16 protein-coding genes and 2 CRISPR repeat arrays are annotated in these 25,313 nt (G+C 33.6%); of the genes, 9 read left to right on the plus strand and 7 right to left on the minus strand.

Going from position 1 to position 25,313, the window contains the following annotated elements:
• The first annotated feature begins 610 nt into the window (after window positions 1-610).
• A CRISPR array of direct repeats spans window positions 611-1,037; the repeat unit is 26 nt; unit sequence GTTTTTATTCCTTAAAGGTAGGATAG.
• 463 nt (window positions 1,038-1,500) lie between these two features.
• A CRISPR array of direct repeats spans window positions 1,501-2,143; the repeat unit is 26 nt; unit sequence GTTTTTATTCCTTAAAGGTAGGATAG.
• A gap of 1,498 nt (window positions 2,144-3,641) precedes the next feature.
• The 6 genes from X926_RS04530 (at window position 3,642) to X926_RS04555 (ending at window position 8,193) form a co-directional block, all read left to right on the plus strand.
• Complete coding sequence (locus X926_RS04530; RefSeq protein ID WP_103065191.1) at window positions 3,642-4,604, plus strand: D-glycerate dehydrogenase; 963 nt, start codon at window positions 3,642-3,644, stop codon at window positions 4,602-4,604.
• 10 nt (window positions 4,605-4,614) lie between these two features.
• The gene (locus tag X926_RS04535; protein ID WP_103065192.1) at window positions 4,615-5,265 is read left to right on the plus strand and encodes an endonuclease III domain-containing protein; all 651 of its coding nucleotides are present in this window, start codon (window positions 4,615-4,617) and stop codon (window positions 5,263-5,265) included.
• Window positions 5,244-5,723 (plus strand): tRNA (adenosine(37)-N6)-threonylcarbamoyltransferase complex ATPase subunit type 1 TsaE, encoded by a 480-nt coding sequence (gene tsaE / locus X926_RS04540; protein WP_012209323.1) that lies wholly within the window; start codon window positions 5,244-5,246, stop codon window positions 5,721-5,723. The genes X926_RS04535 and tsaE overlap by 22 nt, the downstream gene beginning before the upstream one ends.
• 4 nt (window positions 5,724-5,727) lie before the next feature.
• Window positions 5,728-6,726 carry a hypothetical protein gene (locus X926_RS04545; protein ID WP_103065193.1) on the plus strand — a complete coding sequence of 333 codons (999 nt, stop codon included), beginning with the start codon at window positions 5,728-5,730 and terminating at the stop codon, window positions 6,724-6,726.
• Window positions 6,719-7,744 carry a tRNA preQ1(34) S-adenosylmethionine ribosyltransferase-isomerase QueA gene (queA, locus tag X926_RS04550; protein ID WP_103065194.1) on the plus strand — a complete coding sequence of 342 codons (1,026 nt, stop codon included), beginning with the start codon at window positions 6,719-6,721 and terminating at the stop codon, window positions 7,742-7,744. The genes X926_RS04545 and queA overlap by 8 nt, the downstream gene beginning before the upstream one ends.
• 74 nt (window positions 7,745-7,818) lie before the next feature.
• Entirely contained in the window at window positions 7,819-8,193 is a 375-nt protein-coding gene (locus X926_RS04555; RefSeq protein ID WP_103065195.1) for a flagellar protein FlaG, read from the plus strand.
• Window positions 8,194-8,196: 3 nt separating this feature from the next.
• Here X926_RS04555 and X926_RS04560 read toward each other — a convergent pair whose 3' ends face one another.
• Window positions 8,197-9,102, minus strand: a complete 906-nt coding sequence (locus X926_RS04560; protein ID WP_103065196.1) for a tRNA-dihydrouridine synthase — start codon at window positions 9,100-9,102, stop codon at window positions 8,197-8,199.
• Between the two features lie 628 nt (window positions 9,103-9,730).
• Here X926_RS04560 and X926_RS04565 point away from each other — a divergent pair.
• The 3 genes from X926_RS04565 (at window position 9,731) to X926_RS04580 (ending at window position 14,699) form a co-directional block, all read left to right on the plus strand.
• Window positions 9,731-11,002, plus strand: coding sequence for an MFS transporter (locus X926_RS04565; RefSeq protein ID WP_103065197.1), 1,272 nt, complete (start codon window positions 9,731-9,733; stop codon window positions 11,000-11,002).
• A gap of 340 nt (window positions 11,003-11,342) precedes the next feature.
• Window positions 11,343-13,049 (plus strand): ABC transporter ATP-binding protein, encoded by a 1,707-nt coding sequence (locus tag X926_RS04570; protein ID WP_103065198.1) that lies wholly within the window; start codon window positions 11,343-11,345, stop codon window positions 13,047-13,049.
• A gap of 378 nt (window positions 13,050-13,427) precedes the next feature.
• A complete protein-coding gene (locus tag X926_RS04580; protein ID WP_103065200.1) occupies window positions 13,428-14,699 on the plus strand; it encodes an MFS transporter in 1,272 nt (423 codons plus the stop codon).
• A 38-nt stretch (window positions 14,700-14,737) separates the two neighbouring features.
• On the opposite strand, the gene X926_RS04585 is transcribed toward X926_RS04580, so the two are convergent.
• The 6 genes from X926_RS04585 to X926_RS04610 all read right to left on the minus strand — a co-directional run bounded on the left by X926_RS04585 (window position 14,738) and on the right by X926_RS04610 (window position 25,277).
• Entirely contained in the window at window positions 14,738-14,932 is a 195-nt protein-coding gene (locus tag X926_RS04585; RefSeq protein ID WP_103065201.1) for an AAA family ATPase, read from the minus strand.
• A gap of 67 nt (window positions 14,933-14,999) precedes the next feature.
• Window positions 15,000-16,148, minus strand: a complete 1,149-nt coding sequence (locus X926_RS04590; protein ID WP_369973676.1) for an AAA family ATPase — start codon at window positions 16,146-16,148, stop codon at window positions 15,000-15,002.
• On the minus strand, window positions 16,148-17,359 hold the full coding sequence (locus tag X926_RS04595) for an ISL3 family transposase (protein ID WP_103065203.1): 1,212 nt from the start codon (window positions 17,357-17,359) through the stop codon (window positions 16,148-16,150). The genes X926_RS04590 and X926_RS04595 overlap by 1 nt, the downstream gene beginning before the upstream one ends.
• A 48-nt stretch (window positions 17,360-17,407) precedes the next feature.
• Window positions 17,408-18,643 carry an AAA family ATPase gene (locus X926_RS04600; protein ID WP_103065204.1) on the minus strand — a complete coding sequence of 412 codons (1,236 nt, stop codon included), beginning with the start codon at window positions 18,641-18,643 and terminating at the stop codon, window positions 17,408-17,410.
• A gap of 12 nt (window positions 18,644-18,655) precedes the next feature.
• Entirely contained in the window at window positions 18,656-22,027 is a 3,372-nt protein-coding gene (locus X926_RS04605; RefSeq protein ID WP_199171178.1) for an N-6 DNA methylase, read from the minus strand.
• Window positions 22,017-25,277: a helicase-related protein gene (locus X926_RS04610; RefSeq protein ID WP_103065206.1), complete on the minus strand. Its 3,261-nt coding sequence runs from the start codon at window positions 25,275-25,277 to the stop codon at window positions 22,017-22,019. Before X926_RS04610 ends, X926_RS04605 begins: the two co-directional genes overlap by 11 nt.
• Window positions 25,278-25,313: the final 36 nt, after the last annotated feature.

Raw genomic sequence — 25,313 nt, forward strand, 5'->3', positions numbered from 1 at the left:
TTAATTATGATCTAACACGGCAAAACTTTGAGGAATTGTTAAAAATAATTTCAAATGCTTATGGAATAAAGCTTGTGACTTTTAGCACTTGTCTGTCGATCCCCTGGGTTTTTTACCTTATTGGAGGTCGACAGACATTTTTTCTATATCTTTTTCTGGTTTAGGTTAAATAAGTAAATATTAGTTAGTTGGAAGTTAAACTGATTTGCTTATTTGGTTAAAGTGAAGTTATAGGGGCCGAAGAATTGTTTATTTGCTTCGTAAATAAGGATGTGGAAATAGTTTCTAAAGCATTATGAAAAAGCGTTTTGCAAAAGGCGGCAAAATTTATTCCTTAAAGGTAGGATAGGCACGCAGTTCAAGAGTCTATTAGGCGTAATGCGTTTTCTAAGTTTTTATTCCTTAAAGGTAGGCTAAGGCACAAACGTCGTTTGCGGGGCAAACGAGAATATGGAAGTTGATTCTAAGACATTATGAAAAGAACGTTTTGCACAAAGCGGCAAAATTTATTCCTTAAAGGTAGGCTAAGGCACAAACGTCATTTACTTTGTAAATGAGAATAGGAAAAAGTTTCTAAAGCATTATGAAAAGCGTTTTGCAAAAGGCAGCAAAATTTATTCCTTAAAGGTAGGATAGGCACAGACCTAAGGATTTAACTCTAATCGCAGAACCAAATCGTTTTTATTCCTTAAAGGTAGGATAGGCACTTTTCTTCTCTGGGTCCCTTGTTAATCTTCCTGCCAGTTTTTATTCCTTAAAGGTAGGATAGGCACTTGAAAGGAGTATTTACATGAGCACGGGGAAAAAAATGTTTTTATTCCTTAAAGGTAGGATAGATACAAACAATATTGAGCTATCTCCATACTTGACAATGGAAAGTTTTTATTCCTTAAAGGTAGGATAGATACTAAATTTTGATTTTCGTACTGCATAATTACATCGTTGTTTTTATTCCTTAAAGGTAGGATAGATACATGGTACTGGCTGTCTATAATAGCATCAACAAGCTTGGTTTTTATTCCTTAAAGGTAGGATAGATACCCATAGGTTCACGATAAAAAGTGTATCATAAAAAATTACATTTGTCAAGCAAAACTTTGAGAAATTGTTAAAAATCGATTCAAACACTTATTGAATAAGTATTGTGACTTTTAGCACTTGTCTGTCGATCTCCTGGGTTTTTTACCTTATTGGAGGTCGACAGACATTTTTTCTATATCTTTTTCTGGTTTAGGTTAAATAAGTAAATATTAGTTAGTTGGAAGTTAAACTGATTTGCTTATTTGTTTAAAGTGAAGTTATAGGGGCCGAAGAATTGTTTATTTGCTTAGCAAATGAGGATGTGGAAATTGTTTATAAAGCATTATGAAAAAGCGTTTTGCAAAAGGTGGCAAAATTATTCCTTAAAGGTAGGCTAAGACACGAACGTCGTTTGCGGGGCAAACGAGGTTAGGAAATAGTTTCTAAAGCATTATGAAAAAGCGTTTTGCACAAAGCAACAAAATTATTCCTTAAAGGTAGGATAGGCAATGATGTATTTAGGGAATGCTTTTTCTCTGCAAATGCTGTTTATATTCCTAAAAGGTAGGATAGGTACAAGAACAATTTTGATTTGACGACGATTACGAGAACGGTTTTTATTCCTTAAAGGTAGGATAGATACGTTAAAGCTCACTCTGGAGTAAAATGGAATGAAATAGTGTTTTTATTCCTTAAAGGTAGGATAGGCACCCATTTCCACTATATAGAATCATTAGTGGGATGAGAAATGTTTTTATTCCTTAAAGGTAGGATAGGCACCAAAACAGACCCAGTGTTAGCCAGAGAAGAAGCTTGTTTTTATTCCTTAAAGGTAGGATAGGCACTAGATTTAATATGGAGAAATCCAAAGGTAAAAGAAAGATTGTTTTTATTCCTTAAAGGTAGGATAGACACCCGGAAGATCTCATCAATGGGGTATTTACTGAAGATGATTTGTTTTTATTCCTTAAAGGTAGGATAGACACGGAATTTTTAGAGGAGGGAAAATTATGAGTTTCAACAAGGGTTTTTATTCCTTAGAGGTAGGATAGACACATCATAAAGTTTCATGGTAACTCTAGGGTTTTGGATAAGTCGTTTTTATTCCTTAGAGGTAGGATAGACACCCATAGGTTCACGATAAAAAGTGTATCATAAAAAATTACATTTGTCAAGCAAAACTTTGAGGAAATGTTAAAAATCAATTCAAAGGCTTATGGAACAAGCCTTGTGACTTTTAACACTTGTCTGTCGATCCCCTGGGTTTTTTACCTTATTGGAGGTCGACAGACGTTTTTTTATATCATTTTCTGTTATAGGTTAAATAGATGAAAGTTAGTTTATCGGAAGTTAATCTAGGCGATCTTCTCGTTTAACTTGAGGTTGATCGTCATTTGCGTGGAACGTCGTTTGTGGGGCAAACGAGAATAAGGAAAGAGTTTTTAGAGCATTACAAATAAAACGCTTTGCAAGAAACAGCAAAAAACGTTTTGCACAAGTCGGCAAAACTTATTCCTTAGAGGTAGGCTAATACACAAACGTCATTTGCTACGCAAATGAGAATTTGGAAGTTTTTTCAGAAGCATTACGAAAAGTCTTTTTGCACAGATCAACAAAATTATTCCTTAGAGGTAGGATAGACACTTTCATTGAAAATCGTCAGCATGACACCTATAAAAGGGTTTTTATTCCTTAAAGGTAGGCTAATACACACACGTCGTTTGCAGGGCAAACGAGAATAAGGAAATTGATTCTAAGGCATTGCAAAGAAGCCATTTTTGCATAAGGCGGCAAAATTATTCCTTAGAGGTAGGATAGATACTAAAAAAATTGATGACTTGCGTGAGGAGTTATTAAAGTTTTTATTCCTTAGAGGTAGGATATACACCCATAGGTTCACGATAAAAAGTGTATCATAAAAAATTACATTTGTCAAGCAAAACTTTGACGAATTGTTAAAAATCAATTTAAAGGTTTATGGAACAAGCCTTGTGACTTTTAACACTTGTCTGTCGATCCCCTGGGTTTTTTACCTTATTGGAGGTCGACAGACGTTTTTTTTATATCATTTTCTGCTTTAGGTTAAATAGATGAAAGTTAGTTTATTGGAAGTTAATCTAGGCGGCTTTTTTGTTTAACTTGAGGTTGATCGTCGTTTGCGTGGGACGTCGTTCGCGTAGAACATCGTTTGCGGAGCAATCGAGAATAAGGGAAGAGCTTTTTGAACATTACAAATAAAACGTTTTACAAGAGACAACAAAAAACGTTTTGCATAAAGCAGCACAAGCATTCCTTAGAGGTAGGCTGAGACATACGCGTCGTTTGCGGAGCAAACGAGAATAAGGAAAGAACTTTTAAATCATTACGGATAAAACATTTTGCAAGAGACAACAAAAAACGTTTTGCACAAAACAGCAAAAATCTTTTTGGATAAGGTGGCAAAATTTAGTGCTTAGTTTTATATTATGATATAATTAAAGCGAATATTTGAGAATGCCACAAGAAGCAAAGCTTTCTTCAATTCATTTTTTTATAGGTGGGCAGTCGGACGAAAGGGTGCTAAAAAACTTCTATAGTCTAAAAACATTAAAAATACAGAATCCCAATTAGGAGGCTAAAAAATGAAAAAAGTCTCAATAACTTACAAAATCCCCGAAGCAGGCATTGATTTGCTAAAAGGGAAATACGATATTTGGGTTAATCCAAAGGATAAGCTACTCACCAAGGAAGAACTAAAAGAAATAGCAAAAGAATCTGACGCATTAATTACCATGCTGGCAGATCCGATTGATAGTGAAGTTTTAGAAGCAGGGAAGGATAGGTTAAAAATCGTTGCAAACTACGCTGTTGGATACAACAACATCGATATCCAAAAGGCAAAAGAGTTAGGGATATATGTAACTAATACCCCTGATGTATTAACTGAAACCACAGCTGATTTAGCCTGGGCGTTGATGTTAGCTGTTGCCAGACGAATCGTCGAGTCTGATGTCTTTACAAGAGAAGGTAAATTTGATGGTTGGAAGCCTGAATTGTTTCTTGGAACGGATGTGTACGGTAAAACCTTGGGTATCATAGGATTTGGAAGTATAGGTCAAGCAGTTGCCCGAAGGGCAATAGGGTTCAACATGAAGGTTTATTACTATCAGAGGCATCGCCTTTCCAGTGAAGAAGAAAAGGCATTGAATGCCACTTATTTACCGTTGGATGAGCTTTTGAAGGTTTCTGATTATGTGAGTTTACATGTGCCTTTGACTGACGAAACTTATCATTTATTGGATAGAGAAAAATTATCGCTATTAAAGAAATCTGCCTTTGTTATTAACACAGCAAGAGGTCCGGTGATAGATGAACAAGCACTATACGAAAAATTAAAAAATAATGAGATCGCAGGTGCTGCTTTAGATGTATATGAGAATGAACCACAATTAACACCTGGATTAAAAGATTTGGATAACGTAGTACTAACACCCCACATTGGGTCTGCTTCACATGAGACAAGAAGTCGAATGGCTCAGATGGTAGCAAAAGATATCATACAAGCTTTGGAAGGAGAAACACCTGAACATTTAATATGGAGGTAGAAATTAAATATTGAATAAAGTTTATGAAATATACAAGGATCTTTACGATTATTATGGGCCACAGCATTGGTGGCCCGCAGATGATTGGTTTGAAGTAACTGTGGGGGCTATTTTAACACAAAATACTTCTTGGAATAATGTGGAAAAATCTATCGAAAATTTGAAGCAACGTGATCTATTAGAACCAGAAAAGTTATCTAAAATCAAAGAAGATGATTTAGCTCAATTGATAAGGTCTTCGGGTTTTTACAATCTCAAAAGTAAACGTTTGAAAAACTTCTTAGAATGGTTAAAAAAATATGATTATGATATAGATAAGATTAAACTTAAAAGTGCAACCTCTTTAAGGGAAGAGCTGTTAAGCATAAAAGGAATAGGAAAAGAAACGGCTGATTCAATACTTTTATACGCCTTTGAAATGCCAGTTTTTGTTATCGATGCTTATACAAAAAGAATGTTTTCACGATTGGGTTTAATATTGTCTAGAGAATACGACGAGTTTCAAGATTTTTTTGAGAAAAACCTGACAAAAGATGTTCAGCTTTACAACGAATACCATGCGTTAATAGTTAAGCACTCAAAGGTTTACTGTAAAAAAACGCCTAAATGTTCTGATTGTTTTCTAAAAGAAAAATGTAATTGGGGAGTGAACAACCTATAATATCTTACAACAAATTCAACCTAAAACAAATCCAAAAACTTGGAGCAACTATTTCTAAATATCTTTTCCCGGGAGCTAAGTTATTACTTTTTGGCAATTTAGGAACGGGGAAAACCACGTTGACATCTTATATAGTTAACAGTTTGAGCAAAACTCCCGTAAACGTAACAAGCCCAACTTTTTCCCTAATAAAGGTATACAACACAAATCCAACAATATATCATGTCGACTTGTATAGGTTAAACGATCCTCAAGAGATAGAGTACTTGGATGTTTTTTTGGATCCTGAAGGGGTATATATAATTGAATGGGCAGACTTTTTGGATTATTTAACCCCCGAAGAAAGATTGGAGATTCATATTTCGTACAATGAAGATATTAAGTATAGGGATGTAAAAATCGAAGGATTTGGTGAAAAGTACAAAGAGATGGAGGCTATTATAGAAAAGGAGCAGTAGTTTTGTGTCAATTCAGAGAATTTTTAACGTTATCTCAGAAAAAGATTACAAAGAACATAGCCAAAAAGCAAGAAAAATAGTTGAAAAGGCTAATAGTATTATCAGAAAACCTCGAGAATTAAACGAAAGAAAAATGTTTTGGGTTTACAGAGTTTTAGGAAAAGACGCCGAACTAAAAATACCAAAAAAACATATAAACGATTTCCAATTTTTGATAATGCATATTTTAAAAAAGCCAAAAGAGAATAGATTCGCCGATTTAAGAAGTTATTACAAGTTAAAAGAAGAAACGATTGAAAACTTGAAATTTTTACTTTTTCCAGATAAGTTTCCACCAGGTGGCTACAATGAGAAATTAAAAAAGTATGGGGTAGAGTTTTACAATCCTCAAGTTATATTAAAAAGGCTGGATTTTAAGGATTTTATAGACTTATACGCACTAATAACATACATACCTTTAGATGTGAAAACTCCCTTTGTACAAGACCTCATAGACGAGATCCTAAGCATTGATCCTATCGATACAAAGATCTCGTTGTACAAAAAAATAAAAGAAATATTTAAGAGTTTAGGCCCTTACGAAAAACAGATGGTGGAACTTCAATTGAAAAATATCTCTTACTACCATTATAGGCTTATGAGCAAAGGATCGATTAAAGGTGTTATTATCGATGGTAGCAACGTTGTAAGGTACAATGATCAAGAAAGTATAGTTAGATTGGTTGATTTGTTGGATAATCTCTACATAGAAAATATGACGTTTTTCCCTGCGATAATAGTATTCGATAAAAACATTGAATACGTTTTAAAAAGTGAAGATGACAAGGATATTTTAAAGAGAATGTCCGAAAAAAAGAGAATTTACTTTGAATCACCTGCAGATGAATTGATAGTTCATTTTAGTAATAAACTTGGTTATTACATGATTTCACAAGATAAATTTAGTGAATATCGGTTTGATAAAGACAAATTATTGGAACTTCGGAGGTTTGTAGATGAGTGAACAGAGCTTTGACTTAGAGCAGTATAACTACGAGTTACCTGAAGAGCTTATAGCCCAAGAACCTGTTGAACCAAGAGATAGCTGCAAGCTGATGGTGCTAAATAGAAGAGTAAAAAGTATCGAACACAAAGTTTTTAGGGATATAAAAAATTATTTACGACCCGGCGATTTGCTTGTTTTAAACAATACCAGGGTTATCCCTGCAAGATTGTACGGCAAAAAGGAAACAGGTGCTAAAGTTGAAGTTTTACTTTTAGAAAAAGATGGAAACGATAAAACATGGAAAGCTTTGGTAAAGCCGGGTGGAAAGATAAAAAAAGGCAACAAACTTATCTTTGAAGATGATTTAGTTTGCACAGTAGTAGAACATCTGGAAGACGGATCTAGAATTTTAGAATTTGACGATCCCAACTTTTTCTCAAAATTGCCAAGAATTGGTGAAGTCCCTTTACCGCCTTACATAAAAAAACAGATCGACGATCCAGAAAAATATCAAACTACCTACGCAAAAAACAATGGTGCGGTGGCTGCACCAACCGCTGGTTTGCATTTCACACAGGAGTTGATAGATGAGCTTACAGATTACGGCGTAAATTTCACTGAAATCACTCTTCATGTCGGTTTGGGAACCTTTAGGCCCGTTAAAGAACCAGACATTAGAAACCACCAAATACACGAAGAGTATTATACCGTGCCAAAAAGTGTGCTTCACGACATAGTTAGAGCCAAAGCTAACGGTAAAAGGGTTATAGCCACAGGAACAACGGTTGTTAGAACGCTCGAATCGATTGCCAGAAATCCTGACAAACTCGCTGGTAAAACAGATCTATATATATACCCACCATTTGAATTTAAAATAATTGATGCTATGATCACCAATTTCCATTTACCAAGATCTTCACTTCTTTTTCTTGTTTCAGCGTTTGCTGATCGTGATTTTATAATGAACTCATATGAAATTGCAAAAGAAAATAAATATCGATTCTTTTCTTTTGGTGACGCAATGTTCATAATGTAATTTTTTAAATATTAAAGTTTATTAAATATCAGACGATAAAAAAGCGAATAATAATTTTAAGGTCGGGTGATATTATGGGAATATCAAATATTGGGGGTAAAGAAGATTTTTCCATTAACAATCCTATAGCCAATAGACAGCACTTTGAAATGGCGAACGCCAATCTGAAAAATCCTGAAAATTCAAACCAGCCAATCCAAAAAGAAGAGTTTATGCCAGATGAGCTTGACAAAGTCACAAAGATAATTGAAGACAGATTAAAAAAGTTATCCAAAATTTTCAAAGGAGAGGCGAAGTTTGAAATAGAAAGGGATTTGGATATTATTATTGTAAAAATTATCGATAAAGACAGCAAGGAAATTATAAGACAGATACCACCTGAAGTGTCTGTGAAACTTGCCAAAGCCCTAAACGATGTTCAAGGGATATTGCTTGATGAAATAGCATAATTACTAACGTTTTAATGTTGTATAAATTAATTCAGCGACATCGTTATAAGATAAAAGTAGGTGCAAATTCCTTCTTACCTCCTTTGAGCCTTCAATACCAGAAAAGTATTTCATTAATACTTTTCTGAATTTTTTTACTGCATAAACCTCTGAACCATAGAATTCAATCGTAAGTTTCAAATGCTCTAAACAAGTATCTATTCTCTCATCTAAAGTCGGAATATAATTGTCCTTTGTGAATATCCAAGGGTTACCAATAGCGCCCCTTGCAACTAAAACAAAATCCGCACCATAATTCATCAAATAATCATCTATATCTTTTTTACTGAACACATCACCGCTAGCCCCCAAAGGAATACGGATCTTTCCCTTTAACTTTTTTATTACTTCTCTATTTGCAATTCCACTGTACATTTGTGACCTAGTTCTACCATGAACAATAATATAATCAGAACCTGCTTCTTGGACTGTTTGTGCTACTTCTTCTATATTTATTTGATCGTATCCTAATCTTACCTTTACTCCCACGGGCAAATCAATACTCTTTTTAAGATTAAAAACGATATCTCCCAATAATTTTGGATCTTTTAACAAAGCTGCCCCTGAACCTTTTTTCACCACTTTATTAACAGGGCAAGCAGCGTTTATATCGATCCAACTAGCTAAACCTTGGACAGCTTTGGCTGCTTCGACGAATTTTGTTGCGTCGTTGCCAAAAAGTTGTACACCTATATTATCTTCACCTTTTTGAGGAAGCATTTTGTCAACTTTTTCATTTTCCCTTATTATAGAATCTACTGAAATCATTTCTGTAAAAGTAAAATCTGCTCCAAATCTTCTGCAAATCTCCCTAAAAGGGTAGTCTGTATAATCCGCCATCGGAGCTAAACCAATTTTATTTTCTAACATTCATTTACTCCTCCCGAACCATATTCGTAATTTATTTTAGCTTTTTTCGTTAAACAACTATATACACCAATTTTAAATCTCAATACAATATGTTGAATCAAAAATTTTTAGTAAAAACATAAAAATTATTGAATTTTTTTATTTATATACTTGACAATCTTTATTTTATTTGTTATAATTTTTTTGAAATATTTGAATTAGGTTTAAAATAATTAAGGGGGGTTATAAAAATGTTGAGAAGACCACAGAAAAAAATTAAGAAAGTAGAGTCTTATTACACAGCTTATGATTTACTCTCTGATGAATTATGGCAAATTTATCTCGAAAACATCAGAAGATTGTAAAAATTAAAGACTATGGACGAGGAGAGGGAATTATATTTACCCTTCCTCAAATGGGTGCGGGGGAATCCATCTCTACCTTCCTTAGAGAGCGGGCAGTGGGAAATCCCGCTCTCCCTTCCTTAAATGGGTGAAGTAGTGCGAATCTTCCCTTCCTTAGAGGGTGGGCAGCGAGGGGGTAAAGATTCTCTTTCCTTAAATGGGCGGGGAGCGGGGCGAAGGGGCGCTAACACAAGTTTTTAGAGTTTCTAAAGGCAATAAAAAAGATTAAAACAGGGGGAAATTCTATGACAAATGAGCAAAAAAGAAACTTTTGGCTATACTCCACAGGTAGGCTTGTATCTTTAATAGGAAGTGGCATACAAATGATTGCTTTACCGCTTTATATTCTTGATCTTACAGGATCTGGGACGCTTATGGGTACATTTACTTTTTTAAGCATGGTTCCAGGCTTGATTTTTTCACCGATAGCAGGGGTTTTAGGAGATCGAATGAATCGAAAGAAAATTATGGTGAATATGGACTATTTACGAGGGATAATTATACTTTTTATGGCATATTCTGCCTATCAAGGGTGGATGAACATCGCCTTTATCTTCACTGCCCAGGTATTTATTTCTATATTAGACAGTGTTTTCGGTGGCTCAACCGGTGCGATGCTCCCAGACTTGGTTCCTATCGAATTCCTCACAAAAGCAAATTCGGTAAATTCTTCAATAAATAGTATTTCTAATATTATAGGACCCATCCTCGGAGGAATCATATACGGATTTGGCGGCATCGATGTTGTGTTTCTTATAAATGGAATTTCTTTCGTTATTTCTGCTATAAGCGAAATGTTTATTACTTACCATCCACATTATGAAGGTAAGCAGAAAATATCCTTTAAATCTATGTTTTCAGACATCAAAGAAGGCTTAGTTTTTATAAGAGGAAGAAAGGGTTTGAAAGAACTGTTTTTGTTTGCAATGATTTCCAATTTTATAATGTCACCAATTTTTATGATTGTCTTTCCTTATGTATTAAGGCAAGAAATTGGATTTACAAGCGAACAGTATGGAATCACTCAATCTTCTTTTACCGTGGGGATACTAATTGGCAGTATTTTAATTGGCACTATTTTTTATAAAAGTAATCCCAAAAAATCAATGACACTTGGTTTAATAGCAGAGGCCATTATGTTTTTCATTATCTCAACTTTATTTTTTCCACATGTTGTTACCAATTTTGGAGGTGCATCATGGACTTTATTAATAATTTTGTACATAAACCTTATGTTTATAGGCGTGTGTAATGCTTTTATAAATATACCTATTAATACCAACCTGCAAAGAATGACACCAACCAACGTAAGATCTCGTGTTTTTACAGTTTTGGGGTTGATTTCTCAAGGAGCTATACCTGTTGGCTCGTTGATATTTGGCACTCTTTTAGATTTAATGAAGGGATATCAACTTACACTGTTTGCAAGCATAGCATCAGCTATTGTAACCATCCTCTTTTTAAAAATTGCACCAGAAGAAACGTTTAATCCCAAACCTTTTACTGAAGAAGCATAAAAGTCAAACCTTGATAAAATCAATTTATCATTTGTTGTTTAATGCTTTTATGAAAAACAGCGTGAATACTCTCCAGGTAAAAGAACACCCCGAAAGGGGTTCAAGGAAAAGATGAAAGATGGCTTTAAACACAAAACGATTTGAATCAAAAAACGTTGTTAATTACATGCATACACGGTATAACTATAGCATACATATTATACGAGCTAAATGATTGTATGAAAGTTTAATTACTCAATATGTTCGTGATAGAACTTAAAAATTCTATTTTAATAAAAGCCGAAAAAGACTTTGTTGCAACGAACTCTTAAAATTTCATTTATAGGGGAGGAGTCAAGGTATGAATTTACACACGAGAAGATTGATAAGATATGGGATAAAAAATTATAAAAAGTATATGATTTTCATGTTTCTCTTGGGTGTTGTTACTTTAGTATTAGCAGCTTTGAGGCCTTTTTTCATTCAGTATTTAATCGACGATATAATAACTTTTCAAAGAATCAACATACTGCCTTTTTTCCTTGCTTTTTTAATAGGTATCGTCGCTTTAGAAAGGATTTTCAGTTATTTTCTTAATACTTATCATCGAAAAGTTAACTTTTTAACTATCAAAAACGAGCAGATAAACCTTTATAATAAAATTCAAAACTCAAAATTTGTTGATTATTCTAAGATGGATTCTGGGGATATAATGAGTAGGTTATTGTCTGATATTGATGAAACTTCTTATGCAATGGCCCTTGTATTACCAACCATGTGTTTAAACTTTTTGAATTTAATAGTTACTTCTGCTATATTGACTTATCTGAATTGGCAATTATTTTTGATAGTACTTGCTTCTTTACCTTTCTATTGGCTTATTATAAGAAGTTCACAAACAAAATTGCAGAATTATTCAAAAATAGAAAGAAAATCTTTTGGAAAATTAACTTCTTCTATAAAAGAAAAGTTAGATGGTCAATTAATTATTAAAGTATTTGGGAAAACAAAATACTTTTCAAATTCATTTTCCAAGGATGCGGAAAATTGGGCTATACAAGCGACTAAAGCAGGGATATTTCAAATAACCATTTTAAATATAGCCTTTTTTATCAGTTATGTAATTCCTGTGATTATATTAGGATTTGGAGGAGTACTTGTGATAAGAGGGAATATATCTTTGGGAACTTTAATAGCTTTTTATTCTTTTGTGCCATGGATATACGAACCCATAGGAATCATAAATGAAAATTTGGTTCAACTACAACGGGTTGAACCTCTAGCTGAAAGATTCTTTGAAATCCTCGATATGCCTGAAGAGGAAAGTGATGGTATATATCTTTTCCCCGAGGATTACAACATCGAATACAAAAACATCTCATTCAAATACAGAGACGAGGTAGTTTTGAAAGGTATAAATCTCTTCATTGGCAAAAACGAAAAGCTAGCATTGGTAGGAACGAGTGGTTCCGGCAAAAGTACGATGGTGAGTCTTCTTGTCAGACTGTACGATCCCACAAACGGTAAAATACTATTAGGGAATAAAAACATAATAGATTACAAATTACAAGAAATCAGAGAAAAGATAAAGTTAGTCAGAGGTAACGAACCCTTATTCAACATGACGGTCAAAGAAAACATAATGCTTGATGATGAATTCACTGAAGAAGAATTCATGAAGGCGGTAAAGAAAGCGAAGGTAGACAAATTCATAGGGCTTTTAGATGAAGGATACGACACGGTAGTGGGAGAAAGGGGAAGTAAGTTATCTGATGGGCAAAGGCAGAGAGTAGCGATAGCAAGAGCATTGATAAGGGAACCAAAGGTATTGATACTGGATGAAGCAACGTCAGGGGTAGATTCACAGACAGAAGAAGAAATATTTGATGAATTGAAAGAGTACGAGATGACTCTGATAATAATATCCCACAGATTATCGACGATAAGAAAAGCAGACAAGGTGATATTATTAAAAGATGGAGAGATAAGAGGAGAAGGAGTACATGAAGATTTACTAAAAAAATCTTCTATTTACAAAGAAATAATAGAAAGTCAATTGGTTGTATGAAAGTTTAATTAGCCATTATTCTTAAAAGAGAGAATGCACCCATATTAAAATAAGGCAAAAAAGAAGATTTGAAGGGGTTATTCCATCAACCATATTTGACAAGGAGCTTAACGTGTTTGAAATACCAGAAAATATATGCTAAAATTAATAATAATGATTTCCTTAGAGGGCGAACAGTGGGAAATCCTACTCACTTTTCCTTATGGGCGGGCAGCGGGGCAAAAGAACAAAAGAAACTTTTCCTTATGGGTGGGCTGCGGGGCGAAAGAACAAAAAAAACTTTTCCTTATGGGTGGGCTGCGGGGCAAAGGGGCGCTAAATATAAAGTTTTAAAGTTCATAAAAGCATTATAACAAGATCAAAACAGGGGGAAATGTTATGACAAATGAGCAAAAAAGAAACTTTTTGCTTTACTCTGCAGGCAGGCTTGTATCTTTAATAGGAACTGGCGTACAAATGATTGCTTTACCGCTTTATATTCTTGATCTTACAGGCTCTGGGACGCTTATGGGTACATTTTCTCTTTTAAGTATGCTTCCAGGATTGATTTTTTCACCGATAGCAGGGGTTTTGGGAGATAGAAGAAATCGAAAGAAAATTATGGTGAATATGGACTATTTACGGGGAGCAATTATACTCTTTATGGCATATTCAGCCTATCAAGGTTGGATGAGCATCGCCTTTATCTTCACTGCCCAAGTATTTATTTCTATATTAGACAGTGTTTTCGGCGGCTCAACCAATGCGATGCTTCCGGACTTAGTCCCTATTGAATTCCTCACAAAAGCAAATTCGCTAAATTCTTCAATAAATGGTATTTCTAATATTATAGGACCAATCCTTGGTGGAATCATATACGGATTTGGGGGAATAAAAGTTGTGTTTCTTATAAATGGAATTTCTTTCATTATTTCTGCTATAAGTGAAATGTTTATTACTTACCATCCGCATTATGAAGGTAAGCAGAAAATATCCTTTAAATCAATGTTTTTAGACATCAAAGAAGGCTTGATTTTTATACGGGGAAGAAAGGGTTTGAAAGAACTGCTTTTATTTGCATTGGTTGTCAATTTTATAATGGCACCGATTCTCACGATCGTATTTCCTTATGTATTAAGGCAAGAAATTGGGTTTACGAGCGAACAGTATGGGATCACTCAATCATCTTTTACAGTGGGGATACTAATTGGTAGTATTTTAATCGGTACTATTTTTTCTAAGAATAATCCGAAAAAATCGATGACATTTGGTTTAACAGTAGAGGCTATCATGTTTTTCATCATTGCAGGTTTATTTTTTCCTAATGTCGTTACCAGATTCGGAGGTGCTTCATGGACCTTCTTAATAATTTTGTACATAAACCTTATGGTAGTAGGCGTGAGCAATGCTTTTATAAATATACCTATTGATACCAACATGCAAAAAATGACACCAACCAACGTAAGATCTCGTGTTTTTACGGTTGTGGAGTTGATTGCTCGAGGAGCTATGCCTGTTGGTATGCAGATATATGGTATTCTTTTAGATTTAATGAAGGGATATCAAATTACACTGTTTGCCAGCATAGTATCAGTTATTGTAATTATTCTCTTTTTAAAAATTGCACCGGAAGAAACGTTCAATCCTAAACCTGTTAGTGAAGAAGTGTGAAAATCGAATCTTGATCAAATCAATTTATCATTTTTAGATCATTGATAAAAATCCGTTGGTTTGATACGGTTAGCTAAATAGGCAGGTGATAATGCGAAGTTTAATGCTTCTAATATGTTTGTCTTATTAGTGCCATTATTCCCTATAATCATGTTTAAGTCCGTGAAATTCAGTTCTATTGATTGAATTCCTCGGAAGTTTTTAATCTTTAAAGATTTTATTATTGTTGACATGATTATACCCCCTTTATCCCAAGCTTAAACAGTTTATAAACAAAATTATCTATGGCTTTTGTAAAATTTAATTCTTGTTTTTCAAACTGTCTTCGAGCGCTATGTAATGTTCTTCATCCTTATCTTTTAAATTTGTTAATATAGTATCGATGGCTATTTCAACCTCATTTATATCTGGAAATTTCTGATCGTGTTCAGGATTTTGTTCATGTGAATATTCATCAAGAATCTTCATAGTACTCTGTTTTTTGTAATCGTCTAAATTCCCTTCAAAAAATTTCTTTGTTTTATTTTTAAAATTGGATCCATCAGGATATTTTGCAAACAGATAAGCTTCAAGGAATCGTCTAGCAATGTTTGGTAAAATATATAATAATTCAAAATTAGTTTTATCTTTTGACTCATAAAAAGTTTTCAATATATAAAAAAAGTAGTTATATTCGCTCTTAAAATCACTTAACACTCCCGGTAATCGTGATATTTTTGTAACCTTATTTACTTGTTCGTTCTCTTCATTGTTCTTTTCTTGAACTTTTTTTATTAAGTAATAGTTCTCTTTGTCATTTTTATTCCTTTTGTTTGGAGTTCCTTTAGGATCCTTTTCAACCATATCTTTTAGCAAATTAAAAAAGTCAAAATTGTGAGTGGTAATAAAAACCTGCCCGCATTCATTTAATTTTTCCCCTAAAAAACCATATACCTGATACATATGGTTACTATCAAGGCTTGATACAGGATCATCTATGAATATCACAGCGTTTTGTTTTTCAAAATTATTCTCTTCTAGTCTTGTCATAAAATAAATGAGCGAAATAATATTTTTTTCTCCTGTGCTTAAATTTTTCGCAATTCCTTCAGACCGTCGGACTTGGTAATAACTATCATCAAGCGGTTTTAACTTAATTTGATCGTCTCTAAAAAAGTGGGTCAAATACTCATTAATTTTTTGGACGCCAACATTAGCGGTCAAAATTTTTGATTTTATTTCCTCTATATCTCTATCAATAACGGAAATATTTTCTTCTATCTCCTTTTTCTGCTTAGATAATTTTTCTATCTCTGATTTTATGTCGAAATATTTTAATTCTTCTTCAGCTTTTGCTGTATAGTGATCAAGTAACTTTTGTTTTGCAGATCTTTTTTCTTCATCTAATTTCTCAACCATATCGTTATTTTTATGAATAATTTTGGTTCTATCACGAAAATAGTGGGTAATTAAGCTGGAGTTAAATTAAGTTTACCAAGGGCAATAAAGATAGTGATTTTTAAATTCTTTAATGTTTTAAAACCAAAAGCCCTTTTAGTAAATCCTCTAAGTTTAGAGTTCATACCTTCTATTTTACCGTTAGAGATATTCGTTTTTATGTGCAACAAGATACCTTCTATGTGATTTAAAAGAGTCTTAGCAGCTTTAATCATTTCAGGTATATTTGATTCTATTACCTTTTCATACCATCGTTTAAAATACTTAGCTGCATAAGAAGGTTTCTTGTAATCGAACATCTTTTTGAACTCAAGTACCAATCCGTAGGCTTGAACTGTATCAAGGTGTTGATATTCCATCAATTCATCGAGTCTAACTTTATCTTTCTTGGTAAGGTTGTTAGGATTTTTTAATAGCAAGTATTTTGTCCTTTTGAGTATTTCATGGTACCCTTTATTCTCTCTGGCTCTTACTTTATCAAGTTGGACACTTAATACATTAAGCACATGGAATTTGTCAAATACTATCTTTGCTTTTGGAAAATGTTTCCTGGCTCCAGCTTTGAAAGGTACCGACATATCCATGCATATGGACTTTATGTCTTTTGGATCACCGTTTTTTTCAGTGTGTCTTTCTTTGAATGATAGGAAGGTTTCTGCATCTTTTCCATCAGCTATATGTACAACCTTTTCTCGTTCCACATCTAAGAAATTGGTTAGATATACATGATGCTTTTTCCTTGCTATTTCATCAACAGATAACGTTTTTATCGGTTCTTTTGAGAAATCTTGTTTTTCTAATTCCTTTGAAACGTAAAAGTCTAATATTCTCCACAATCTATTTTGGGTTGTATTATACTTTTTAGCTATCTCAGCAACCGTCATGTGATTGTACAACTCGAGAATAAACGCTTCAAACAATAAGGTGAATCCAGAGTTTTTTCGAGCCCAAGGAACCTCTACAGTCTTTGTCCCATCATCTGTTTTTATCCTAGGTACCCTAGCATGTATATATGTTTCATATTGGAATAAGTTTAAGTGTCTCCAACTTCTTTGAACCGTATCGTATGCACTGTAATATTTACCGTTGTATTCGAACTTTGCACCTTTTTTGAAATCCACATATATGTTGATTGTATTTCCTTGTTGCTCTATCTTTTCTATGTACCATGGATCTGTTATATTCAGTATCTGTTCAAAGAATTTTGGTAGCTCTTTTCTCATCTGGCATCACTCCTTGTGTATTTTTGTGTTTTCTTACATGATACCAGATTATTTAATCATTTGTTCATGTTTCATTTTTTCTACCCACACTTTTTGGAAGAGAACCATAATTTTATTAGTCTTATCAATAAGATCTCGTATAACGATTTCAATGTCTGATAATTGTAAGTCAAAAGTAATTCTTTCAAAGGGTTTCTCTATTTTTTCTTGCAGTTTTTCAAGCAAATTATCTAATACATTTCCATATTCCTCAATTTTAACCTTTAGATCCTCTATCTTTTTTTCATAATTTTTCGAAAAATCAGGATAAAATCTTTCCTTATCTGTAAACTGTGTTTTATTTATAATATTTTTATGTTCTTTAATTCTCTTTTCACAATCGTTTAAATCCTTTATTAATTTATCGTATTCTTCCGAAAAATGTTTATTCAATCTTTCAAATAAATCATCGGGTAATTTATTTCCGCAAAATTGACAATATTCCTCATTTCTGTGAAGGTCTATACCATTTCTGACCCACCGGTTTAATTCTGGATTGTCTCTAAGCTTTTTTATTATCTGCTGTGCTGTTATTTGCCTTTCACAGATATTTTTGGTTTCGTTATAAAGATAGTTAATTTTCAGATTTATATTTAATAATGAAATATTCACATATTTTGTTTGATTTCTATAAATTCTAAGTAATTTTTGTTCGTCATCTAAAATATATTGATTAATATTTTTGTTAATTTTCTCAATTTTATTTTCTAATACATTTTTATCAAATTCCTTTTGATTAGTAATTCCTAATATGTTTCTTATTTCACGGGCTTTGGCAGTTAAACTATTTTTTAAGCCTTTCTCCTTAGTATTTAACTCTAGTTCAAGTTTTTCGTTATTATCTTCCAATGATTTCTTTTCCTCTTCTTTTTTGGTTAGTTTTTCTTGTAATTCTATTGATTCTTTACCCAGTATTAATACGGGATTAATGCGTTGGGTTTCGTCATTCCATTTAAAATTTTCAAGAACAAAATCTTCATTAAAGACACGAATTGGATATTCATTACCAACACTTTTTTCGGAAATATTTCCATTATCAGTTTGCAGGGTAAATTTTAAATTAGGGTAGTCATGGTGTAACTCTTTTTCTTCCAAACATCTAAATACTCTTGAAAGAGAAGTTTTTCCCGAATAATTCCAACCATAAAAGAAATTAAATTGTTTGAATTCTGGACATTCATCGTCCCAGGTAAAATTATTATAAATACCAAGATTTTTTATAGTTGATAACTTTTCTATTTTCATTCTCTTCTCCTTTCATTTTCCATTCTCTATCACCCCAACTTCTTCCTTCGTTAACTCATATAGCTTATACACCAGTCTATCTATCTCCTGCTCCCATTGGCTGGTATCCGCAAGAGGATTCTCCTTTTTGGAGGAAAGGATTTTATCTACCAACTTTTCTATCTGCTGGACTATGGTTTGATTGGATTGAGTGATTGGGGGAATGGGCATAATCTCAACGTATTGGTTAGATAACCTAAAACCCGTAAAACCATATTGATGAACAATCATTTGAACATATTTATAAATTAATTTTGAATTTAAGATTGCCATTATATATTTAAGATGGCTTCCTGTAAAAAAAGCCATGCTATCCAATGTAAAAATGTTTGCTCCCACCAAACAAAAAGTCGGTTCTTGCGTTATTCTTTGCCACACCACCTTCTCTTTCTCAAACTCTTGGTAGTAAGCAATTTGATCTTGAGTTTCAAACCATTTATTGCCTGTTCTTTTGCGGGCATTGAAGCCTAATTCTGGATATTTTTTGCCCGATTGTTCTAGTTGTCGAATATCAAAGTGGTCAAGAAAATATTTTTTCAAAGAAGGGTAATCATCAATGTTTAATCGTAATGCTGGAAATGTTCCTATCACCCACAATCCTGCCCATTCGTAATAGTAACGCTTGATATCCCTGCCTCGAAGTATTGGTTTTATAACGGCTTCGGTGCGGCGGCGTTCTTCTTCGTCCCTGCAATTGTTCAAAATTTCTTCCCGCTTTTGGCTGTCAATAATAAATGCTTCGTTGAGTCCAGTTTTTATTCCATAATAAATTTTTACATCCCATTCTTTTAAAGGCTTACCTATTTGTTCTATCTTTTCCTTGAGCTTTTGTTCTGTAGCTGAGCCAATAAACCATGCATCTTTTGTGAGGTCAGTAAGTATAACACCGCGTTTTTTTAATTCTGCCTTTATGTCTATAGGTTCGTGGTTTTCCCTTTGTAAAGTTACAGCGTTCAGATTTTTCTCGTTAGGCTTTTTTTGAATTAATAGTATATTAGTGTCTACTGTGGCTGTTTCGAAGATGCCAGGGCCTAAGTCAATTAGTATTTGTGGGTTGTACCTGGCGAAAAAGTTTCTTAGTTTTTCTCCATATCCTGCACGCATCCATTTGTTAGAGGTAATAAAGCAAAGTAAGCCGTTATCTTTTAGCAGTTGTATACCTCTTTCGTAAAACAGCGTGTAAATATCTCCCGTTCGGGCAAAGGTTTCATAATTTAGTTTTTCATAAAGCTTTGCAAGGTTACCTCCATTTTTTTGGAGTTGAATATACGGAGGATTAGCAATTACAACATCAAAACCGCCGTTTTGATGAAACACTTCTGAGAAATAAACTTCAACATCAAATTCAGTATTGCCATTGGTGATTTTGCTGAAGAGTTCGTCAATCTGCTTTTTGTAATCTTGCTTTTTGGAAGGACTAGTCTCGCTAAAAAGCAAGGGTTTTGTTTTTTCTAAGTCATCGAAAAGCTGAAAATTTAAAAGCTTTTTCTCTATTTTAAGTAATGAATCTCCTTTAACTACTTTGTAATCAAGGTTGGGTAGTGGTTTTATGTTGTGAAAATCTTCTTCATCCACGATCATTGATAACCAAAACCTTAATTTGCATATTTCAACTGCCCCGTTATCTATGTCGACTCCATAGAGTGAGTTTTCAATGCAAGATCGCTTAAAATTATAAGTCTTTTCCTCTTTGTCAAGATAAATTGAAAGCAGTTTTCTCATTTTTACTATCTCATGCATCATCCCGATTGGAAAAGCGCCTGAGCCAACTGCTGGATCCAGTACTTTTATGTTTGCGAGTAGTTGATCTAATTCTTTTGCGTTTCGCCTTATGATTTCAGGAATTTGAGTTTCATAACGTGTTGTTTTCTGATCACCTGCTTGGATTCTTTCTTCTTTTTCAAGGGCGATAGCTTCTATTTCAGTAACTGAATCAGCTTTTTCTACAAACTTTTCTAACGCTTTTCTTAAAACTTTACCATGCATTTCTGTTTCAAGATAACTTATCAAACTTTCTTGACACATGTAATGAACTATCTCTCTTGGTGTGTAATAGACGCCGTATTCTTTGTTGAATTTTGTTTCTAAACTTTTTTTACCTGATTTCAAAACTTTTCTATATTCTTCGAAGTTATCTTCTCTTATGGCATTTAGTTTTTCGTAGATTTTACCAAGAAGTTCTGGGTCCAGGGCAACTTCTTTTTCGAGTGGTTCTTCTTCGTTTACAGTGAAGTTGAATCTATCGAAGATATCGAGTATACCGTCTCCTTGATCTACTTCTTTCGTATTATCTGTGTTTGAAAAAAGAGAATCAGGGATCATTATGTCGATTTCTACCCAATTATAATTATTTATGGGATCAAACAATCCACCATTTAAAAATGGTAATTTGCAGTCAAATCTGCTAAAGTAATGGTCAGCATCGCTTCTGTCGGTTCGTAATGCTTCGAAAAAGAGAGGTTCAAGGATGTCGTTGTAGAAATTCTGATAATCTCCAAATTCTTTGTTGAACAATTTTCTCATGAAATCCTTTTGGCCTGTCCCCCAGGGTTGACCTTTTTTAACCCCGAACCAGCCTTTCTTTTGCAGGAAGTAAAGGAAAGTAATTTGAGATAAGAGTTTTTTGGTAAAGTCAACGGTGCTTATATTTTTTGCTTGAAATTCTTGTTTTACTTCTGGATTCTGCTTGACAATATTATCAAGTTCTAGTTTAGTTTTAATAAAAAGATCTCTGTATTTTTGGAAAAATTCATCTGTTACTATTTCGACGTTGAATGCTTCTTCTAAATCTTCAAGGGTTGGTTTGTATTCATCGTTCATTAGTATTGGGATAAACCTGCTTTGAGCAGTATGGCTATTTTCATTTTTACCAACGAGGAAAGACCATCTTTTTGCAGGTGTGAATTCTTCTTTGGCTTTGACCTTCCCAGGAATTTTTAGGTCAAAGCTATAATCCATCTTAACTAGCGAAAATCTCCAATCTTGGTTCTCTGGTGAGACAAAAGCAACCAGAGCAGCATCTTTTAATTTCCCACCTCTTGAGCCTTTTAAGTACCAAGCTATGAAGTTTCTTTGCATGGCTCTAGCTCGCTCAAGTGAGGTTTCTTTTTTTAACTGCACGATGAGTAAATCGATTTCTTTGCCATCATATGAATACTTACCGATTCTTTCTAATGAACTTATGTAAGGTTCAAATGCATGGGGAATATAGCTACCTCTGTAGACAAAAGGTTTCTCTTCAAAGGATTTCAAGAGATTTTTAAGGAAAAGTAAAAAGTCGTCTTTATTGAAAGGATTTTCGAAAATTTTAACTACGAGATTTCTGGCTTGTTCTCTATTCATCATTATCCTCTCCTAAATACAGTGATAATATTACTTCTCTTTTACCTTCTGTTACAGCAGCAGTTTGTGCATAGTGGCTTTTAAGGAAGGTTGGTGAGATTTCACTTTGTAAAACACCAATAACTTTTAACGGATTTTGTATCTCTTTGGATATCTTGTTTAGTGCAGTGAGAGTTTTTTTCACTGTTTGTTTTGGTATACCGCCTTCTTCAATCTTGGTTATAATTTGATCAAGATATTCTTCCTGTTCTTCTGTGAGTTGTTTTGCGTTTTTTTGGGTCACTTTTAAGATTTTGAGAAGTTCGATTTCATTTTTAGAACCTCTCTGGCGGGTGTCAACGATGATTTCTTCGATGGTTGCGTCATAGAATGTGCTTTTATTTTTATCTAATAGTTCATAGTAATGTTGAGTTAGAATATTCGTTCTTTTTTCATTAGGTGTACTTTCAAAAATCTTTGCGGCGGTTAAAAAGTCTGTCTCTTTCGCTGGTTTGCTTGTATTCGATAGATAGAATTTCATTAATTTACCTTTTCTGAAAAACGTGATTAGGGATTGAGGAAGAGCTATGTCTTTGAGCGGTTCAGAAAGTACCTTTGCAGAACGAGCTTTCTTTGGTAGTTGCTTTACTTTTTCAAAAAGTTCGGGATTATTTTTTTGGATATCTTCAATTAATCTTAAATACTTGAGTTCGCTTTCTTTCTCTTCTTCTGGTTCAATAGTATCCTTTGAGAGTAATTTGTTAAATAATTCGTGAGAAGAGACAGGTTCTCCTTCGGTGAGAATCGAGGTGTCTCCACCTAGCAATGTTAAAAATGCTTCGATTTTTGAACGAGCTATGGTTGTTAACTCTATTTGGGAATCAGCTTGTTTGGTTGGGAAAAAGTTAAATGTATAAATTTTGTTAAACGGGGTGTCTATACGGTTTATTCTCCCTACCCTTTGCATCAACCTTGTCGGGTTCCATGGTATGTCATAGTTGATTACAATGTTTGACCTGTGTAGGTTAACGCCTTCAGAAAGTACTTCAGTGGAAATGAGTATTTTATAATCATCTTTTTGGTTTTTTGCCCTTGCGTCGAAATTTTCTATTACTATCTCTTTAATTGCTTCTGGTGAATTTCCATGAAAAACAAGGGCAATGTTACCTAAAGAATTATTTATATTTTCACTCAAATACTCTGCAGTCTCTTTTGACTCTGTAAAGATAATTATTTTCTTATTTTTCAAGATATTGTGGTTTTTCAAATTTTCAAGTAGGGTTTCAAGTTTCGGGTCCCTTTTTATAGACTGCCACATTGTTCTTATTTCTCTTAGAATTTCAAGATCTTTGTTGAGATCTTTTTCAAATTCTGGGTTAAAATCTTTACTTTCGTACTTTTCGGCTTTTCCTTCTTCTATAAGTTTCTGAATCGTTTCATCATCTTCAGCTTCGGATAGTTCGAAGATTTTGTTTATGTACTTTTTGCTTATGTATACTCTTCCTTCTCTATATTCTTTAATAAACATTTCATAGTAGTGGATGAATCGTTCTATGCTTTTTTTAAATGAATAGAAGCTACTTTCAAGGCGTTTTACTAGTAGAACTTTCATAAAACCAACCATATTTTTTTGGGATTGTTCTTGCTGGGAATTTATACCTTTTTTTAAATAGAGCAAGGGTGTATAACGGGCATATTTGAACTCTTGGGTTATTAGCCTGATACTTTCCATGAAGATGCTGTCTTCATGGTCATTTAATTGATAATAGAACGGTTTGGGATCTTCTACTTGCGGGAATTTTATTTTGTTTTTCTTTAAATCTTCTGCAAAGTATTTTTCGATTTCCCTTCTTGTCCTTCTAACCATTAGATATTTTAATACTTTTTCGCGGATTTCTTTTGCATTACTTTTTGTAATTTCTAAGAATTTGTTGTAATCTTTTTGACGGTCAACCTTTTTTAACTTACCCTCAAGTCTTCCAAAGAACTCTTCTAGATTAGTAACGCCTGGAATATTGCTTTTTTTGGTATTCTGGAAGAGTTTGATGAGTGAGAGAAGATCCTTAGGTGAATTGTTGTAGGGAGTGGCAGATACTAAGATAACTCTTTTTCCACGAGCAATTTCGGCTATTTTTTCATAATTGATATTCGCCTCATTTCTGAAACGATGTGCTTCGTCAATGATTATATTTTTATATTCTCTTTGTTCTATAAGCCTTTTAGCCTCGTCAATTTTGCCAATTGATACAAAATTAGCTGGTAGATGAAAATCTGAGAAAACATTTTGCCAGGAACCGGGATTGTTTTTATTAAGTAGAGCTGGTGGAGCTATAACAAGGGTTCTACCATCAAGCTGTCCTGCTAACATCGCACTGATGTAGGTTTTCCCGAGACCTACTACGTCAGAAATAAAAACTCCACCGTATTCTTCTAATATCCTTTTCGCATTTATAACAGCTTGCTTTTGGTATTCAAAAGTTTTGAAATTTTCAGGAAAATATTGAGAGAAGATTTCATCGCTTTTACTTAGTTCTTCTTTAAAATACTCATATAGGAATTTGAGATACAGCTCGTATGGGGTGATTGTTTGATTGAGCCAGGTTCTTTCGCTTATTGTTTGTATATATTTTTCACTGACATCTACAGCTTCTTTCCATAGCTCCTCAAATTGCCGTTTTGCAAACTCGTAATCTGAACGGTTCTTTAACTCGACGTTGAATTCAAGGTTATCCAGCAGTCCAGATTGTGTAAAATTGCTTGAGCCAGTGATAACCCTTCCTACATCTCTGTCTCCCTCTTTGAAAGTCATAATGTATAATTTTGCATGAATATTTTGTGAGGGGTAAGCCTTTATTTCTAATTTTCCATCTTTTATCCATTCAACAAACTTTTGAACCCCTTCTTCAACATTTTGGTTATCTTCTGAATCACTCATCTCACTTTCTACCATCTTTTCAACCTCTTGTTTCGTTTCTGAATGTGACAGAATTTGATTTCCTGGTGTATTTATTAAATCGTAAGTTTCTTTACTAGTTCCAATTCCAATTAGTATTTTGATTTTTTCAGTTTTTTCTAGCCATTTATATATAAGATGAAATCCACTTATATAAAAGTATGCAACTAAACAATCGAAGGATTGACAATCCTTTATTAACTGTTCAAATCTATCTTTGAGGGTTTGATTGGGTGCGTTTGTTATAAACGTTAGATCTGACATTGATTTCACAAATTCGTGAATGTTATTAGATGGATAGAGATCGCTTTCTTTATTCATAAATTATTATCCCATCTCTTTTCTCTTCGATTTATT

It is taken from the genome of Petrotoga sp. HWHPT.55.6.3 (assembly GCF_002895495.1).
Classification (GTDB): domain Bacteria; phylum Thermotogota; class Thermotogae; order Petrotogales; family Petrotogaceae; genus Petrotoga; species Petrotoga mobilis.